At 61.4% G+C, this 14549-nt stretch carries 16 protein-coding genes; 7 read left to right on the top strand and 9 right to left on the bottom strand.

Features of this window, described 5'->3' with window-relative positions:
* The first annotated feature begins 1 nt into the window (after position 1).
* The gene (gene glmM, locus Q1A44_RS16060; RefSeq protein WP_299627306.1) at positions 2-1348 is read left to right on the top strand and encodes a phosphoglucosamine mutase; all 1347 of its coding nucleotides are present in this window, start codon (positions 2-4) and stop codon (positions 1346-1348) included.
* Here glmM and Q1A44_RS16055 read toward each other — a convergent pair.
* Genes Q1A44_RS16055 through Q1A44_RS16045 form a run of 3 tightly spaced genes read right to left on the bottom strand, consistent with a single transcriptional unit; the run spans position 1345 to position 2922 of the window.
* Positions 1345-2265 carry a DMT family transporter gene (locus Q1A44_RS16055; protein WP_299627304.1) on the bottom strand — a complete coding sequence of 307 codons (921 nt, stop codon included), beginning with the start codon at positions 2263-2265 and terminating at the stop codon, positions 1345-1347. The two genes, glmM and Q1A44_RS16055, sit on opposite strands and share 4 nt — an antisense overlap.
* A complete protein-coding gene (locus Q1A44_RS16050) occupies positions 2255-2602 on the bottom strand; it encodes an antibiotic biosynthesis monooxygenase (RefSeq protein ID WP_299627372.1) in 348 nt (115 codons plus the stop codon). The genes Q1A44_RS16055 and Q1A44_RS16050 overlap by 11 nt, the downstream gene beginning before the upstream one ends.
* Complete coding sequence (locus Q1A44_RS16045) at positions 2599-2922, bottom strand: NIPSNAP family protein (RefSeq protein WP_299627302.1); 324 nt, start codon at positions 2920-2922, stop codon at positions 2599-2601. The genes Q1A44_RS16050 and Q1A44_RS16045 overlap by 4 nt, the downstream gene beginning before the upstream one ends.
* 71 nt (positions 2923-2993) lie before the next feature.
* Between Q1A44_RS16045 and Q1A44_RS16040 the strand changes: the two genes are divergently transcribed.
* Positions 2994-3677 carry a winged helix-turn-helix domain-containing protein gene (locus Q1A44_RS16040; protein WP_299627300.1) on the top strand — a complete coding sequence of 228 codons (684 nt, stop codon included), beginning with the start codon at positions 2994-2996 and terminating at the stop codon, positions 3675-3677.
* A 10-nt stretch (positions 3678-3687) separates the two neighbouring features.
* On the opposite strand, the gene ilvC is transcribed toward Q1A44_RS16040, so the two are convergent.
* The gene (ilvC, locus tag Q1A44_RS16035) at positions 3688-4710 is read right to left on the bottom strand and encodes a ketol-acid reductoisomerase (RefSeq protein ID WP_299627298.1); all 1023 of its coding nucleotides are present in this window, start codon (positions 4708-4710) and stop codon (positions 3688-3690) included.
* A 132-nt stretch (positions 4711-4842) separates the two neighbouring features.
* Here ilvC and Q1A44_RS16030 point away from each other — a divergent pair, with 132 nt between their 5' ends.
* From Q1A44_RS16030 to Q1A44_RS16020, 3 genes are all read left to right on the top strand, one after another.
* Positions 4843-5298, top strand: coding sequence for an Lrp/AsnC family transcriptional regulator (locus Q1A44_RS16030; protein ID WP_299627296.1), 456 nt, complete (start codon positions 4843-4845; stop codon positions 5296-5298).
* Positions 5295-5765 (top strand): Lrp/AsnC family transcriptional regulator, encoded by a 471-nt coding sequence (locus Q1A44_RS16025; RefSeq protein ID WP_299627294.1) that lies wholly within the window; start codon positions 5295-5297, stop codon positions 5763-5765. The genes Q1A44_RS16030 and Q1A44_RS16025 overlap by 4 nt, the downstream gene beginning before the upstream one ends.
* Before the next feature lie 117 nt (positions 5766-5882).
* On the top strand, positions 5883-7010 hold the full coding sequence (locus Q1A44_RS16020; RefSeq protein ID WP_299627292.1) for an aminotransferase class V-fold PLP-dependent enzyme: 1128 nt from the start codon (positions 5883-5885) through the stop codon (positions 7008-7010).
* Between the two features lie 129 nt (positions 7011-7139).
* On the opposite strand, the gene Q1A44_RS16015 is transcribed toward Q1A44_RS16020, so the two are convergent.
* The gene (locus tag Q1A44_RS16015) at positions 7140-8351 is read right to left on the bottom strand and encodes a UbiH/UbiF family hydroxylase (protein ID WP_299627290.1); all 1212 of its coding nucleotides are present in this window, start codon (positions 8349-8351) and stop codon (positions 7140-7142) included.
* Between the two features lie 64 nt (positions 8352-8415).
* Positions 8416-9063, bottom strand: coding sequence for a pyrimidine 5'-nucleotidase (locus tag Q1A44_RS16010; RefSeq protein ID WP_299627288.1), 648 nt, complete (start codon positions 9061-9063; stop codon positions 8416-8418).
* A gap of 105 nt (positions 9064-9168) precedes the next feature.
* Here Q1A44_RS16010 and Q1A44_RS16005 point away from each other — a divergent pair, with 105 nt between their 5' ends.
* Positions 9169-9822 carry a GntR family transcriptional regulator gene (locus Q1A44_RS16005; protein WP_299627285.1) on the top strand — a complete coding sequence of 218 codons (654 nt, stop codon included), beginning with the start codon at positions 9169-9171 and terminating at the stop codon, positions 9820-9822.
* On the opposite strand, the gene Q1A44_RS16000 is transcribed toward Q1A44_RS16005, so the two are convergent.
* Positions 9773-11686, bottom strand: coding sequence for a glycosyltransferase family 2 protein (locus tag Q1A44_RS16000; protein WP_299627284.1), 1914 nt, complete (start codon positions 11684-11686; stop codon positions 9773-9775). The two genes, Q1A44_RS16005 and Q1A44_RS16000, sit on opposite strands and share 50 nt — an antisense overlap.
* 69 nt (positions 11687-11755) lie before the next feature.
* Positions 11756-12913 (bottom strand): glutamine-hydrolyzing carbamoyl-phosphate synthase small subunit, encoded by a 1158-nt coding sequence (gene carA, locus Q1A44_RS15995; RefSeq protein ID WP_299627283.1) that lies wholly within the window; start codon positions 12911-12913, stop codon positions 11756-11758.
* Between the two features lie 221 nt (positions 12914-13134).
* On the opposite strand from carA, the gene Q1A44_RS15990 reads away from it, so the two are divergent.
* Positions 13135-13596 carry a GatB/YqeY domain-containing protein gene (locus Q1A44_RS15990; protein ID WP_299627282.1) on the top strand — a complete coding sequence of 154 codons (462 nt, stop codon included), beginning with the start codon at positions 13135-13137 and terminating at the stop codon, positions 13594-13596.
* Between the two features lie 286 nt (positions 13597-13882).
* Here the strand turns inward: Q1A44_RS15990 and Q1A44_RS15985 are convergent, their stop codons facing one another.
* Positions 13883-14383: a DUF2244 domain-containing protein gene (locus Q1A44_RS15985; protein ID WP_299627281.1), complete on the bottom strand. Its 501-nt coding sequence runs from the start codon at positions 14381-14383 to the stop codon at positions 13883-13885.
* Positions 14384-14549 lie beyond the last annotated feature (166 nt).

Here is a 14549-nt window from a genome sequence, read left to right as displayed (position 1 = left end):
CATGACCAAACTTTTCGGCACCGACGGCGTGCGCGGCACCGCCAACACAAGCCCCATGACTGCGGAAATGGCTTTGCGCCTCGGCGCTGCGGTCGGACGGTATTTCAAGCGCGACGGCGAGTCGGTCCACCGGGTTGTCATCGGCAAGGACACGCGATTGTCGGGCTATATGTTTGAAAACGCGCTGACCGCCGGGCTGACCTCCACGGGGATGAATGTGCTGCTGCTGGGCCCGGTACCCACGCCTGCCGTCGGGTTGCTGACGCGGTCGATGCGGGCCGATCTGGGCGTGATGATCTCGGCCAGTCACAACCCGGCCACAGACAATGGGATCAAGTTTTTTGGCCCCGATGGCTACAAGCTGAGCGATGCGGCAGAGACCGAAATCGAGCAATTGGTGGTCACCGGCGTCGATCCGGTGGATGCCACCGATATTGGGCGCGCCAAGCATGTCTACGATGGGCGCTATCGCTATGTGGAGCGGGTGAAGTCTTCGTTCCCGCGCCAGATGCGCTTGGACGGGCTCAAGGTTGTCATTGATTGCGCCAATGGGGCCGCCTACCGCGTCGCCCCCGAGGCGCTGTGGGAATTGGGCGCAACGGTGATCCCGGTGGGCGTGGCGCCTAATGGGCACAATATCAACAAAGGCTGCGGGTCCACCCATCCGCAAACGGCGGCTGAGGCGGTTGTGGCCCATGGTGCGGATGTTGGAATTTGCCTTGATGGTGACGCGGATCGCGTGATCTTGTTGGACGAGCGGGGACGGGTCGGCAATGGCGACCAGTTCATGGGCCTGATGGCCGCCCGTTGGGCTGCCGAAGGGCGGCTCAAAGGTGGGTCTCTTGTGGCCACGGTCATGTCGAACCTGGGGCTTGAACGGTACCTGCAAGGCCACGGTGTGAGCCTGGAACGTACAGGTGTCGGTGACCGCTATGTCGTCGAACGGATGCGCCAGGGCGGCTTTAACCTTGGTGGCGAACAATCCGGGCACATCGTGATGACGGACTATGCCACCACTGGCGACGGACTCATGGCCGGGCTGCAATTCCTGGCCGAACTTGTACAATCGGGTAAAAAGGCCAGCGAAGTGCTGCACGTCTTTGATCCGGTGCCGCAGCTGCTCAAAAACGTGCGATTTGCCGCCGGGCAAACCCCTCTCGACATGGAAAGCGTGAAAACGGCCATTACCGAGGCGGAGGCACAATTGACAGGCAATGGCCGCTTGCTGATCCGCAAATCGGGCACCGAACCCCTGATCCGGGTTATGGCCGAAAGCGAGGACGAAGGCATTCTGAATGCCAGCGTTGATCATGTTGTTCAGGCGGTCGAGGCGGCGGTGACGGCCTAGCCACGTCCAAAGAGGCGACGAAGCGCGCCATATTGGCTGAGACCTACGCCCGACAAGATCAATGCCATCGCCCAAAGTAGACTGGGTGGCAAAGGCTCGCCCAAAAGAACTGCCCCCATGACCACCGACCAGACAGGCACCTGGTAGTTGGTGAGCGACATGAATACAGGGCCTGCGCTGCGAATGACCAGCACCCGCAATATGTTGGCCGCAGCGGTGGGCACGAGGCCCAGGAAGGCGATCACGATCAGAGTGCGTTGATCTGGGAGGGGTGGTGGCCCCTCGGCACTCCAGGCCACGGGGATCGTGATCCCGGCGGCGATGATCAGCAACACGGTCGACAACCCGATGGGATCAATCGCGGGCAATCGGCGCATCAGCACGGAAGAGATTCCATAGCAGCACGCCGCCGACACGCAGGCCATGCGCCCGGCAGTCTCCATCGCGGCCCCGCTTGTCTCGAACGCTTGGCCCCCGATCAGCACGCAGACCCCGCAAAAGCCAATGACAAAGCCCGCCGCCTTGCGCCATGTGATCCGCTCGCCCGGCACAAAGAAATGCGCCAAGGGCAGCACGATCAGCGCTACCGATGCCATGGAAACCCCCGCAAAGCCGGAGGTCACGAATTGTTGCCCCCACGCGAGGAGCATGAAGGGAATGGCCGAACTGAAACCGCCGATGGCCGCCAGTGACAGCAGAGCGGATGTGTTGGGCCGTTCGGCAAAAAGCCTACCGCCCAACCCTTGCCAGATCGCCGTCATGAGAAGGGCGGCAAAGCCGATGCGCCCCGCCGCAAGCCAAAAGGGCGTGATGCCCTCAAGGGCGAGTTCGGTCACCAGAAAGGTGCCGCCCCAGGTCAGCCCAAGCGTGACCACCATCAGCCAGCTTTTGGAGGTGATATTTGGGCTAGTGGTCATGCAGCGCCTTGCTGTCGGCGGGCGCCTCATCGCGTTCTGTCATGCCATAGTCGCGGATCACGCCCGCCACACGCAGACGGTAGTCGTCAAAGTGCACCTCGCGACCTGCAGTTTGCGCCCCTCGATGATCCGGCAGCTTGCGCCAATGCTCCAACGCGGCTTCGTCCTCCCAAAAGGAAAGGGACAGCAGCTTGCCAGGCTCCATCAAGCTTTCGAACCGCTCAACCGAGATGAAGCCGGGGATATCGGCGAGGTGGTGTTTAAGGGCTGCGGCACGCTCCATATAGGCGGCGCGGTGACCGTCCTTGGGCCAGACTTCGAAAATGACGGCGATCATGCGCAGCCCCCCTTTGGTGCGGACACGTTCGTCAACCATGTCCTGTCTTCCTTGAGAATGAATTTTTGCGATTGTGCAAACAGGTAATTCTCGCGGCCCAGCGGATCGGCGGCGAGGCGTGCGCGGTATTCTTCATAAGCGGCAAGGTTTTCAACATGATAGATGCCGTAGGCAAGGGTCGATGACCCTTCATGCGGGGCAAAATATCCCACAAGATCCGCACCACAGCGCGGGATGCATTGCCCCCAGCGCGCCCCATATGCGGCAAATTCCGCCCGCTTTGTCGGGTCGATCTGGTATTGGATGATACAGGTCAGCATGGAATGTCCTTTCGTTGCTGGCCGGGGTTTAGCAGTTTGATATGCGCGAATGCTTCGGCTAAGATCAAACTATGAAGGAAGGTCCAGACATTTCTCACATCGCGGCGCTGATCGGTGATCCGGCGCGGGCGAATATCCTGACGGCGCTGATGGACGGGCGGGCCCTGACGGCGTCAGAACTGGCCGAAGAGGCAGGCGTGGCGCTGCCCACGGCCAGCGGGCATTTGTCAAAGCTCGCAGGCGCTGATCTGATCACACCGCGCAAACAGGGGCGACACAAGTATTTCCAACTGGCCGATGCCGAAGTGGCAGGCGTGTTGGAAGCGTTGATGGGGTTGGCCGCGAACCGGGGCCCTACACGCGTTCGTACAGGGCCGCGCGACGCGCAGATGCAGGTGGCGCGGGTATGCTATAACCATCTGGCGGGGCGGATGGGCGTCCAGATGTATCGCAGCCTGATCGCACGTGGTTTGGTGCTGGAAGACGGGGAAGATGCGAGATTGACCGAAGCTGGGCGCGCGTTTGCGACCGCTTTTGGGATTGACCTGAGCCAATTGGAACAGGGCCGCACGCGCCTGTGCCGCACATGTCTGGATTGGTCCGAACGGCGCAATCATCTGGCGGGATCATTGGGGCGCGCCATTCTGAGCCGGATGGAGGATCAAGGCTGGATGCACCGCGACACGGGCAGCCGCGCGATCCGCCTGTCAGAAAAAGGAAAGGCCGCTTTTGCGGCGGCCTTTCCCGAGATTTGATCGAACCGACTTAGTTCTTCGACTTGTCGACCATCTTGCCCGCGGAAATCCACGGCATCATGGCACGCAGGGTTTCGCCTGTGGCTTCGATCTGGTGCTCATCGTTGATGCGACGGGTCGCTTTGAACGAGGGCTGGCCCACTGCATTTTCCAGCATGAAGTCGCGCACGAACTTGCCGTTCTGAATGTCGGTCAGAACTGCTTTCATCTTTGCCTTGGTCTCGTCGTAAGGCAGGATGCGGGGGCCGGACACGTATTCGCCATACTCGGCTGTATTGGAGATCGAGTAGTTCATGTTGGCGATGCCGCCTTCATAGATCAGGTCAACGATCAGTTTGACCTCGTGCAGGCACTCGAAATAGGCCATCTCGGGCGCATAACCCGCCTCGACCAACGTTTCAAAGCCCATGCGGATCAGTTCGACGAGGCCACCGCATAGCACGGCTTGTTCGCCAAAGAGGTCGGTTTCGCATTCTTCGCGGAAGTTGGTCTCGATGATGCCGGAACGGCCGCCACCGATGGCGGAGCAATAGGACAGACCGATTTCCAACGCACGGCCCGACGCATCCTTGTCGACGGCCACAAGGCAGGGCACGCCGCCGCCTTTGACATATTCGCCGCGCACGGTGTGACCGGGGCCTTTGGGGGCCATCATGACCACGTCGATGCCTGCCTTGGGCTCGATCAGGCCAAAGTGCACGTTCAGGCCGTGGGCGAAGGCAATGGCCGCACCCTCACGGATGTTGTCGTGGACGTATTTCTTGTAGGTTTCGGCCTGCAACTCGTCGGGCATGGTGAACATGATCAGGTCGGCCCAGGCCGCCGCTTCGACGATGCCCATGGTTTTCAGACCTTCGCCTTCGGCTTTGGCGATTGAGGCTGATCCTTCGCGCAGGGCTACAACGACATTCTTGGCACCGCTGTCGCGCAGGTTCAGCGCATGGGCGTGGCCCTGAGAGCCATAGCCAAGAATGGCCACTTTCATGTCCTTGATCAGGTTGATGTCGCAGTCGCGGTCGTAATATACACGCATGTTCGGTCCTCCGGGTTGATATCTGAGGTGCCTTATACGAACGGATTTCCGAGGACGCACGGTTGCTATTTGCATATTTTTGGATCAATGAAGGAGTAATCATTCATTGTTCTTCAAATACTCGAAAAAATCATGCTCGATGATACGGACCGTCGCATCCTGCGGCAATGGCAGGCCGCCCCCGATCTTGCCCCTGCGGAACTGGCAGAACGGGCGCGGGTGAGCGTTGGGCAACTGGGACGGCGTCAGGCGCGACTGCGTGAGGCAGGTGTGGTGCAGGGGGTGCAGGCGGTCATTGACTGGGCCGCCTTGGGCTATGCCGTTGAAGTGTCGTTGCGCGTAACCTTGGACAAGACCCAACGCAGCGCCTTTGACCAGTTCATCGAGGCGGCGCGCGATGTGCCTGAAGTGATCGAGATACAGACCTTTCTGGGCCGGGTTGATGTGCGCCTGTCGGTGATTGCCCGGGACATGCCCCATTACCAGCACCTGTATCGCAGCCGTATCCTGACCTTGCCCCATATCGCCGACATCGAGGCGCTGATGCATGTGGCCCGGATCAAGAGCGAAGAAACGCTGCCGCTATGACCGATCTGGATGACACCGATCTGGCGATCCTGCGCCTGCTGGCCGAGGACGCAACCCAAGGGGCAGGGGCCGTGGGCCGGGCCTGTGGCCTGTCGCAACCAGCGGCCTGGCGGCGGATCAAACGGCTGCGCGACAGCGGGGCGATCCGCGGTCAACGGCTGCGCTTGGACAGTCAAGCGCTTGGCTTCGGCGTCACCGTCTTTCTGGGCGTCAAACTGGCCACCAAGGGTCGCGTCAGTCTTGAGGATTTTGAGCGTGCAGTCAGTGCCATTCCCGAGGTTCAGACGGTCGAACACGTGCTGGGCCTTTATGACTACCGCCTGCGCGTCGTGGCCCGGGACTTGCCGGACTTTGAACGGGTCCTGCGGCGGCGGATCATGACCCTGCCGGGCGCGGGCGAGGTCGAGGCCAACGTGCTGCTGAGCGAAGAGCGCAGGCCCGGCCCCTTGGGTGACGATCCGCAATAAACCGTTCCCATAGGCGTCGCGGGTTGCCGCATTGCAGCGATTGTGTACCCAAGTAGACTTTGCCCAAACCGTCGCGTCCGGCTATGTCCAGTGCCAACAGACACAAAGGAACATGCCATGACCGCACTATTGGATACTGTTGACCCGCAGGGGCTTGAAGAATTCTCGGTCGTGTTCACTGACCGGTCGCTGAACCATATGAGCGGCGCATTTCAGGGCGTGATGAACGACATCTCGACCATGCTCAAGGAGGTCTATGCCGCCGATGCGGTCGTGATCGTCCCTGGTGGCGGCACCTTCGGGATGGAGGCTGTGGCCCGCCAATTTGGGCGCAACGCTGACGTTCTGGTCGTGCGGAACGGGTGGTTCAGCTATCGCTGGAGCCAGATTTTCGAGATGGGCGGGCTAACCGCCTCAACAACCGTTCTCAAGGCGCGCCAGACTGGCAACGCGTCGCCTTCACCTTTCGCGCCTGCGCCGATCGACGAGGTTGTGGCGGCGATCCATGCGCAAAAGCCGGATGTGGTCTTTGCCCCTCATGTGGAAACCAGCGCGGGCGTGATCCTTCCGGATGCCTATGTTGCGTCCATGGCGACGGCGGCCCATGAGGTGGGGGCGTTGATGGTCCTTGACTGCATTGCGTCTGGCTGTGCCTGGATTGACATGCGCACGCTGGGCGTCGATGTTCTGATCTCTGCCCCGCAAAAGGGGTGGAGCGCGTCACCCTGCGCGGGCCTTGTGATGATGTCGGACCGGGCTGTGGCGCGGCTCGATGAGACGACATCTGACAGCTTTGCCATCGACCTCAAGAAATGGCACCAGATCATGATGGCCTATGAGAATGGCGGGCACGCTTATCACGCGACCATGCCCACGGACGCCTTGCGCGATTTCCGCGACACGATGATCGAGACGCGCGACTATGGATTTCAGCGGCTGAAAGAGGCGCAATGGGCCCTGGGCGACGCGGTGCGCGACATGCTTGCGGAAAAGGGGGTGACATCGGTTGCTGCGGACGGGTTCGGGGCCCCGGGCGTTGTGGTCAGCTATACCGCCGATCCGGATGTGCAAACAGGCAAACGTTTCGCGGCCGAGGGGATGCAGATCGCCGCCGGGGTGCCGTTGCAGTGTGACGAGCCAGCGGATTTTCGAACGTTCCGCATCGGGCTCTTTGGTCTGGACAAGCTTTATGACGTGGACGGCACCGTGGCACGGTTGCGCCGGGTGGTTGACCAAGTGCTTTGAAGCGAAAGGGGTTCGGGGGCTTGTGCCCCTCGGGCCATGCGGCCCTCCTCCGGGGTTTTTGGGAACAGAGAAGCAGGGAACGACGATTACGATCATCCCTATAAGTCGGAGGTGTCAGCCCCCGCAGGTTCAGCCTCCGTCGCGGGTGCCGAGGCCAAGCTGCATCAGAGTTTTGCGGACTGGCGTGATGTCATGCAGCGCCTTGAGGCCAAAAGCGCGCGCGTCGCGGATCAGGGGGAATTTCGCCTGGCTGGTGCGGTTCAAAAGGTCGATGCCTGTGACCCGCATCCGAATGTCGCCGATGCGCGCCTTGTGATAAGCCTCGAGCATCGTGGCATCACCCAAACCTTCGGGTCGTGCCCTGGCCAGATCCAGCAAGGTCCGGGTGTCGGCGAGGCTCATGTTGAGCCCCTGTGCCCCTATCGGCGGCACCACATGGGCAGCCTCGGCGATCAAGGCGAGGCGAACGCCGTTCAACCGCTCCGCTTGCTGGCTGATGATGGGCCAGATCGTGCGGCGCGAGGCCAAAGTCAGAGGGCCAAAAAGATGGCAGCTTCGCGCGCTCATCTGAGCTTCAAACTCCGGCACCTCTGTCGCAAAGCGCGCTGCTGTGGCCGGGCCATCATCCATCCACACCACGGCAGAGCAGGGCAGGCCCTCATGATCGGGTAGCGGCACAAGGGTAAAGGGGCCACCGGTTTGGTGGATTTCAGTGGAGACGTTGTCGTGCGGGATCGGATGGGTCACCGCAAAGGCGAGCGCCTTCTGACCGTAGCGTTTGGTCCGGACCCCAATGCCCGCCGCCTGCCGCATGGGAGAGCCGCGCCCGTCCGCCGCAATCACGAGGCGGGCGCGCAGGTGGTCGCCATCGCTCAGGCCCACACGGGCTTCGGCGGTACGGGTGAACAAGGTGGTGGTGCCCGTGCCGGGGCGGAAATCAACATTGGGCATAGCCTTGAGACGCGCCACCATCTCGCGGCGCAGACGCCAGTTGGGCAAGTTCCACCCAAAGGGCAGGTCCGACACGTCGGAGGCTTTGAAATCCTTGACGTCGCGGGGTGTGCCATCGGGGCCGCCTGCGTCCACGATCCGCATCACTTGCAACGGGGCGCCATGGGGGGCGAGTGCCTCCCACAGACCTGCGGCCTCAAGCATGTCGCGCGCGGGTTGCAGCATGGCGGTGGTGCGCATGTCGGCCCCTTCGGCCTCGCGCTCGGTCACCGGCGGAGTTGGATCGACACAGATCACGTCAAAGCCGACTGTGCCAAAGGCGGCCGCCGCTGTCAGCCCGGCGATACCGCCGCCGGAAATCAGAACGTCACATTGCGTTTTCGATGCCATGCCAGCACTCCCTTTGATCCCCAACATAGGTCACTCGTTGCGCGCGCCAAAGCGGCATCCTGTCCTACCCCTGGACCCGGGTCAGAAAATCGGTGAGGTCGGCAGTGTGGTGGTGAATGTGATCTGCATGATGGGGATCGTCGGCCACATGCACCGTTTTCATACCCATCGCATGGGGGGCAGCCAGATTGCGCGGATCATCCTCGAACATCGCGCCCACGCTTGGGTCCAGCCCGTCGATCCCAAAAACCGTGTCAAAGGCGCGCGCCTCGGGCTTGGGTAAAAAGCCGGCATGTTCAACGCCGTAGACCGCGTCAAAGAGGTTCGACAAGCCGCGCGCCGCCAGCACCCGTTCGGCATAAGGTGCGCAACCATTGGTATAGACGATGCGGCGGCCGGGCAGGGCGCGGATGCGCGCGGCCAGTTCTGGATCGGGGTCAAGGTGATCCAGCGAAATATCGTGCACATCATCCAGATAGGGGCCGGGATCAATCTGGTGCTCGCGCATCAGGCCCGCCAAAGTGGTGCCATGGGTCTTCCAATAGTGGACACGCAGGCGGTCCGCCTCGGCCCGCGACACGCCGAGACTGTCCATGACATAGGCCGTCATCCGCACTTCGATCTGGTCAAAAAGGCGGGCGGCAGGATGGTAGAGCGTGTTGTCGAGGTCAAAAACCCAGGACCGCACATGGGAAAAGTCAGCTGCAGGCATGGTCACAGGGCTTAAGGGCGGCAAGCGCGTGGCGCAAGGGCTTGGGGTTGCGTGCGGCCCGTGCCGCGCCCTAGTGTAGCGAATTGATTGATTATTGAGGCCCCTATGCCACCTTTGCGCCCCAACCAGACCGACGCCTATTCGATGATCCTTGAGGCGATTGATATCGGGACGTATCGGCCCGGCGACCGTTTGGTGGAAAGCGAGTTGGCGGACCGCTTTGGCGTGTCACGCACGCCGGTGCGCGAGGCCTTGCAACGCCTCGAGACGCAGTCGCTTTTGGCGCGGGACGGGCGCAGCCTGATCGTGGCCTCGCTGGATCACAACCAGATGTCAGAGCTTTATGTGGTACGCCGCGAACTGGAGGGGCTGGCCGCATCGCTGGCCGCCCGACACGCCACCAGCGAAGAGGTTCGCATCCTGCGCGAAATGGTTGAGGAAGACAACGCGCTGATCGGTGACCCGCCCGCCCTGGCGCGTGCAAACCGCCGGTTTCACACGCAAATTCACCTCGCCTCGCACAACCGCTATCTGGTGCAACAACTTGATCTGGTCCACCGGACCATGGCGTTGATGGCCACCACATCGCTGGCCGCTGTGGGCCGCACGGAAATTGCGCAAAGCGAACATGATGCCATCGTGTCGGCCATCGAGGCCAAGGATGAGGCGGCGGCGGGCCAAGCGCTGCGCGACCACATCTCGGTCGCGTTCATGACCCGTCTGAAACAGGATGCGGAGGCGCGCAAGGAGGAGGGGTAGTCCCGATCCCGTGCTGCGTCTTGTCCCAGTAAAACGGGTTCATCGCCAATTCGTAGAGCGCCTTGTAACTCGCCAAAGCGCCCAACATGAAGTATATCGGCATTGTCAGAACCCAAGGGATCAGGTGCCGTTTGTCCTGCTGAGACACGGCGAGTACGCCGATCAGGATATTGACCAATTCCGTCACGATGATCAGGCCGGCAATGGGCAGGATGACGCCCGTGCCCAGCGTCACGACAATGGGATGCGGCAAACCCAGCGTGGGCAGCCAAAAACTCCAGAGCAGGGGCAGCGCGGCGAACTGCAGGACAGTGGCAAGAAACATCGCTTGAATGCCCGCAAAACGGCGCGGGCCCAGATCGGCCAACAAAGCCCCAGGGCTGCGCATATGCACGAAATAGGTGATCAAAAAGCCCTTGAGCCAGCGAGACCGCTGTTTGACCCACGGCCAGGCCCGGCAGTTCGCCTCTTCATAGGTGACGGTGGGAATAAGTTCGGTGCGGTAGCCCGCGCGCGCCAGACGAATACCCAGATCGGCATCTTCGGTCACGTTGTGGGCGTCCCAGCCGCCCAGTTCCTCAAGGATATCACGTCGAAAAAACAAGGTTGTGCCGCCCAAGGGCAGCACCATGTTCAAACGCTCGACCCCAGGCAGAACCAGGCGCCACCAGCTGGCATATTCGATTGTAAAACAACGCGATAGCCAGTTCTGACCGCTGTTGTAGTAGTCCAGAATGCCTTGTAGGCAGGCCACATCGGGCTTGGCCTCGGCAAAACGGGCGACCACCTTTTCGATCTGGTCGGGCTCGGGTGCATCTTCAGCATCCCACACCCCGATGATCGCCCCGTGACAGAAGTCGAGGGCGAAGTTCAGCGCACGCGGTTTGGTCGTGATGGTACCATCATCAGGCACTTCGACCACCCGAATCCACTGGGGTAATTGGGTGCGCGCCAACGTGGCGCGGGTCACGCTGTCCTTGGCCTCAAGCACCAGAACGACCTCCAACAAGGCCTTGGGATATGTGAGTCGGGAGAGGTGTTTGATCAGCGCCTCAGCGATGCGTTCCTCGCGAAAAAGCGGGACGAGAACCGACACGCGCGGCATGCGCTGCATGGGCAGGCGGTGCAAGGGTTCGGTGCCTGTTGGCAGGCGGTGGGTGACTTGCGCAACAAGGGCTGCGATCTTGAGGCCGGTGGTCATGATCAGCGTGACCAGCGCGCACAGGATCAGGATCGTGGCGAGCCAGGCAGGCGTGTGGATCACGGCCAGGACCACAACCGCAAGGACCGCGATCACCCCAAGGAGGCCCAGGGCTGCAAGCGGCGACCATGACCGACAACTGAGCCGCGCGGGCACTTTGGTAATGGCCCGTCGGGCCAGCTGGATGCCGTAGAGACGGCCGATCTGGGCGTTGATCTGGTCGGCGTCGGCAATGACGGGCAGGATGTCGGGGGCTGTGTCGGGCAGGGCGCGGCGCAGGTTGTCCATCTGGTCAGGGCGTGTCGTTGCCACCAACAATGTGCCGCCGATCCAGCGCCAGGGCACGATCCCGAAGGCTTGCGCATGGGTGGCCGACAGGGCGGCGGCCATCATGGGGGCTGGCGGATCGACCGTCAGGCTGATCCGCTCGGCCCCGTATTGCAACGCCAGCGCCGTCAGAACATCAGAGCGATCCACGCAGCCTTCGGCCACCAGAATCTCGCCCAGAGGCGCGTCGATATGATGCTGTAAATTCAACGCGTTAAGCAGCGTTGTTTGGTCAATCATCCCCGCATTCACTAATTGCCGACCCACCGGAACGGCGGGCGCGTCCCGCCGGTCAACCGGACGGGGGTCTTGCAATCGGAGTAACGGGTCGCTCATGTGCTGTCCGGCTGTGGATCAACCGGACTTTGCGCGCGCTTGGTTAACGAACCCTTAAAGTTGCGCCAATTAGGCGGCGCGCTCCTGCATGGCCTGAGCAAAACGCTCAAACAGGTAATAGCTGTCCTGGGGGCCGGGGCTGGCCTCTGGGTGGTACTGCACCGAATAGACCGGGCGGCCGTCGACCTTGATCCCGCAGTTGGAGCCGTCAAAGAGGGATGTGTGTGTTTCCACAACACCAGCGGGCAGGGTTTGGGCATCAACGGCAAAACCGTGGTTCATCGAAGTGATCTCGACTTTGCCGGTGTCGAGGTCCTTGACGGGGTGGTTTGCACCGTGGTGGCCGTGGTTCATCTTGACCGTTTTGGCACCCAGGGCGAGGGCCAGCATCTGGTGACCGAGGCAGATGCCGAAAACAGGCAGATCGTGGGCGAGAATCTCGCGGATCATGGGCACGGCATAGGCCCCGGTGGCCGCCGGATCGCCGGGGCCGTTGGACAGGAACACACCGTCGGGCGCGTGGGCCATAACCTCGTCCGCCGTGGCGGTTGCAGGCAAGACAGTGACGTCGCACCCGGCTGACGCGAGGCAACGCAGGATGTTGCGCTTGGCGCCGTAGTCGATGGCTACGACCTTGAATTTCGGGTCTTTTTGCGGGCTGTACCCTTCGGGCCATGCCCACCGCATCTCATTCCAGTGATAAGACTGGGCGCAGGTGACATCCTTGGCCAGGTCCATCCCCTCAAGGCCCGCAAAGCTGCGCGCTGAGGCAAGGAGCGCCTCGATGTCGAAGTTACCGTCAGGGTCATGGGCCAGTGCCACATGGGGTGCGCCCGCCTGCCGGATGGCGCGGGTCAGCCGCCGTGTGTCCACGCCGCCAATGGCGATGCGGCCACGGGCAGCAAGCCAGCTCGACAGGTCTTGTGCCGCGCGCCAGTTCGAGGGGTCGGTCGGCATCCATTTGACCACCATACCGGCGGCCACCGGATCGCCGGTTTCATCGTCTTCGGGGTTCACGCCCACATTGCCCACATGGGGGAACGTGAAGGTCACGATCTGGCCCGCGTATGACGGGTCGGTCATGATTTCCTGGTAGCCGGTCATGGCGGTGTTGAAACACAGTTCTGCCTGGGTTTCGCCCACGGCGCCAAAGCCTGTACCATAGAACAATGTGCCATCGGCGAGGGCCAGACAGGCGGTCGGTTTTGCGGGGCTGTGCGTGGTCATGGGCGGGCCTTTCGCGGGGGTGTGACGAGGCAATCGCGGGGCGATGAGGGGCGGCAAATTGTGCCGGAAACTATGCCTTGACCCGGCCCGGGTCAAGGACGTTTGGTAATTTAGAGAATTGTTTAAAATCAATGTTTTAGCGTGCAGCCTCACGCTTGCCTCACGTTTCGCCTTGGCCTATGGTCACAAGTTCACGAAATGCCCATGGGGATGGACATCAAATGGAATTGCGCACCAGAATTTCTGCTGCACTCAAGCAGGCTATGAAAGACAAGGATGCGGCCCGTCTGTCGACGCTGCGCCTGATCAATGCCGCGATCAAGGACAAGGATATCGACGCCCGGGCCGCAGGCCAGGACGAGGGCGTAGGCGCGGCCGAAGTGCTTGGGATCCTTGGTAAAATGTCCAAGCAACGCGCCGAGAGCGCGCGCACCTACGAAGAGGGTGGGCGTCTGGATCTGGCAGAGCGGGAGCTGGAAGAGATCAAGGTGATCGAAGAGTTTCTGCCCAAGCAATTGGACGAGGCCGCGTCGGCCAAAGCGGTGGATGCCGCCATTGCCGAAGTGGGTGCCGACAGCATTCGCGACATGGGCAAAGTCATGGGTGTTTTGAAGGCGAAATACACCGGACAGATGGATTTCGGGTCGGTTGGGCCGATGGTGAAGGATCGGCTTTGCGGGTGAGTTTGTCTCTTGGATGAACAGATTCCTGCTGCGCTTCCCAAGTCCCGCAGGATTTATTTGGACAGAGAAATACGGAACGTTTTGCAGGCGTTAACTTGGGTTAATCGCCGCGCATTGGGTTGTTTTGTGGCGAATTACCTTGTGAAAATGCGCAGTTTCCTGGGCGCATTGTACGTTTCTTGCGGGCCGGTTTTGCCTCGTTTGGGGCTGATTTTTGCAAATTGCGCAGTTGGGGCGGCAAACTGTACGTTTTGCCGGCAGCCGCGTGGGGTGCCCCTGCACCGCGTTAAGAGGTGTTAACAGGCGCGCCGCGCAGCGCACGCAGCAGGTCGTCATAGAGGGCAATCCGTTCTTCCTCGCTCAGGAAGGATCCGATCTCGACCTCGCGCCCTTTGCCCTTGAGCGTGACGTAATGGGGCACAGGGCCTTCGCTCTCGTATTTCGTCACTTGTGTCCAATAGCGGTTGCAGTCCCATTCCTGCACCTGGCCATTGGCGTCGGTGCGCGTCAGATGCGTGTCCTCGTCATCAAGGGTGAGCACCTCGATGATTTGCCGCGCGCGCCGGTTGCGCCTAAGCGCAAAATAGATCGCCCAGACCGCCAAGAGCAGGAAAGGCAACAGCCCCCAAAGCACCACCGATCCCAGGAGCGGCAATGCCGGGATCAGGATCAGGGTAAAGGTCGTCAGAACGAAAGCGGCCATACCCTTTTGCGGCAGCGAATTGTGCGGCCAGAGCTGAAGCTCTTGCGTTGGGGCGTCGGGGTCTGTCGTCCAGCGATAAGGCATGAGGCAGTTATAAGCCGTGATTGCGCGCTGTCTAAGGGCAGGATGTCGCGGGGCAGGGTAGCATGTTCACAACTGCGCCAGAGACCGCCCCGCTTATGCAAAAAGGGCCCCGATCGCCATCGGAGCCCTTTGTCTTGTGCGTATCAGCCCTGGTTACTTCTGGGGC

It is taken from the genome of uncultured Tateyamaria sp. (assembly GCF_947503705.1).
Lineage (GTDB): Bacteria > Pseudomonadota > Alphaproteobacteria > Rhodobacterales > Rhodobacteraceae > Tateyamaria.
The sequence above is the reverse complement of the archived record's forward strand: the minus strand, read 5'-3'. Positions and strand labels throughout refer to the sequence as shown.

What these genes read in the sequence shown, in the direction of transcription:
- glmM (WP_299627306.1), top strand. Translation starts at nt 2, where the DNA reads ATGACCAAACTTTTCGGCACCGACGGCGTGCGCGGCACCGCCAACACA.
- Q1A44_RS16055 (WP_299627304.1), bottom strand. Translation starts at nt 2,265, where the DNA reads ATGACCACTAGCCCAAATATCACCTCCAAAAGCTGGCTGATGGTGGTC.
- Q1A44_RS16050 (WP_299627372.1), bottom strand. Translation starts at nt 2,602, where the DNA reads ATGATCGCCGTCATTTTCGAAGTCTGGCCCAAGGACGGTCACCGCGCC.
- Q1A44_RS16045 (WP_299627302.1), bottom strand. Translation starts at nt 2,922, where the DNA reads ATGCTGACCTGTATCATCCAATACCAGATCGACCCGACAAAGCGGGCG.
- Q1A44_RS16040 (WP_299627300.1), top strand. Translation starts at nt 2,994, where the DNA reads ATGAAGGAAGGTCCAGACATTTCTCACATCGCGGCGCTGATCGGTGAT.
- ilvC (WP_299627298.1), bottom strand. Translation starts at nt 4,710, where the DNA reads ATGCGTGTATATTACGACCGCGACTGCGACATCAACCTGATCAAGGAC.
- Q1A44_RS16030 (WP_299627296.1), top strand. Translation starts at nt 4,843, where the DNA reads ATGCTCGATGATACGGACCGTCGCATCCTGCGGCAATGGCAGGCCGCC.
- Q1A44_RS16025 (WP_299627294.1), top strand. Translation starts at nt 5,295, where the DNA reads ATGACCGATCTGGATGACACCGATCTGGCGATCCTGCGCCTGCTGGCC.
- Q1A44_RS16020 (WP_299627292.1), top strand. Translation starts at nt 5,883, where the DNA reads ATGACCGCACTATTGGATACTGTTGACCCGCAGGGGCTTGAAGAATTC.
- Q1A44_RS16015 (WP_299627290.1), bottom strand. Translation starts at nt 8,351, where the DNA reads ATGGCATCGAAAACGCAATGTGACGTTCTGATTTCCGGCGGCGGTATC.
- Q1A44_RS16010 (WP_299627288.1), bottom strand. Translation starts at nt 9,063, where the DNA reads ATGCCTGCAGCTGACTTTTCCCATGTGCGGTCCTGGGTTTTTGACCTC.
- Q1A44_RS16005 (WP_299627285.1), top strand. Translation starts at nt 9,169, where the DNA reads ATGCCACCTTTGCGCCCCAACCAGACCGACGCCTATTCGATGATCCTT.
- Q1A44_RS16000 (WP_299627284.1), bottom strand. Translation starts at nt 11,686, where the DNA reads ATGAGCGACCCGTTACTCCGATTGCAAGACCCCCGTCCGGTTGACCGG.
- carA (WP_299627283.1), bottom strand. Translation starts at nt 12,913, where the DNA reads ATGACCACGCACAGCCCCGCAAAACCGACCGCCTGTCTGGCCCTCGCC.
- Q1A44_RS15990 (WP_299627282.1), top strand. Translation starts at nt 13,135, where the DNA reads ATGGAATTGCGCACCAGAATTTCTGCTGCACTCAAGCAGGCTATGAAA.
- Q1A44_RS15985 (WP_299627281.1), bottom strand. Translation starts at nt 14,383, where the DNA reads ATGCCTTATCGCTGGACGACAGACCCCGACGCCCCAACGCAAGAGCTT.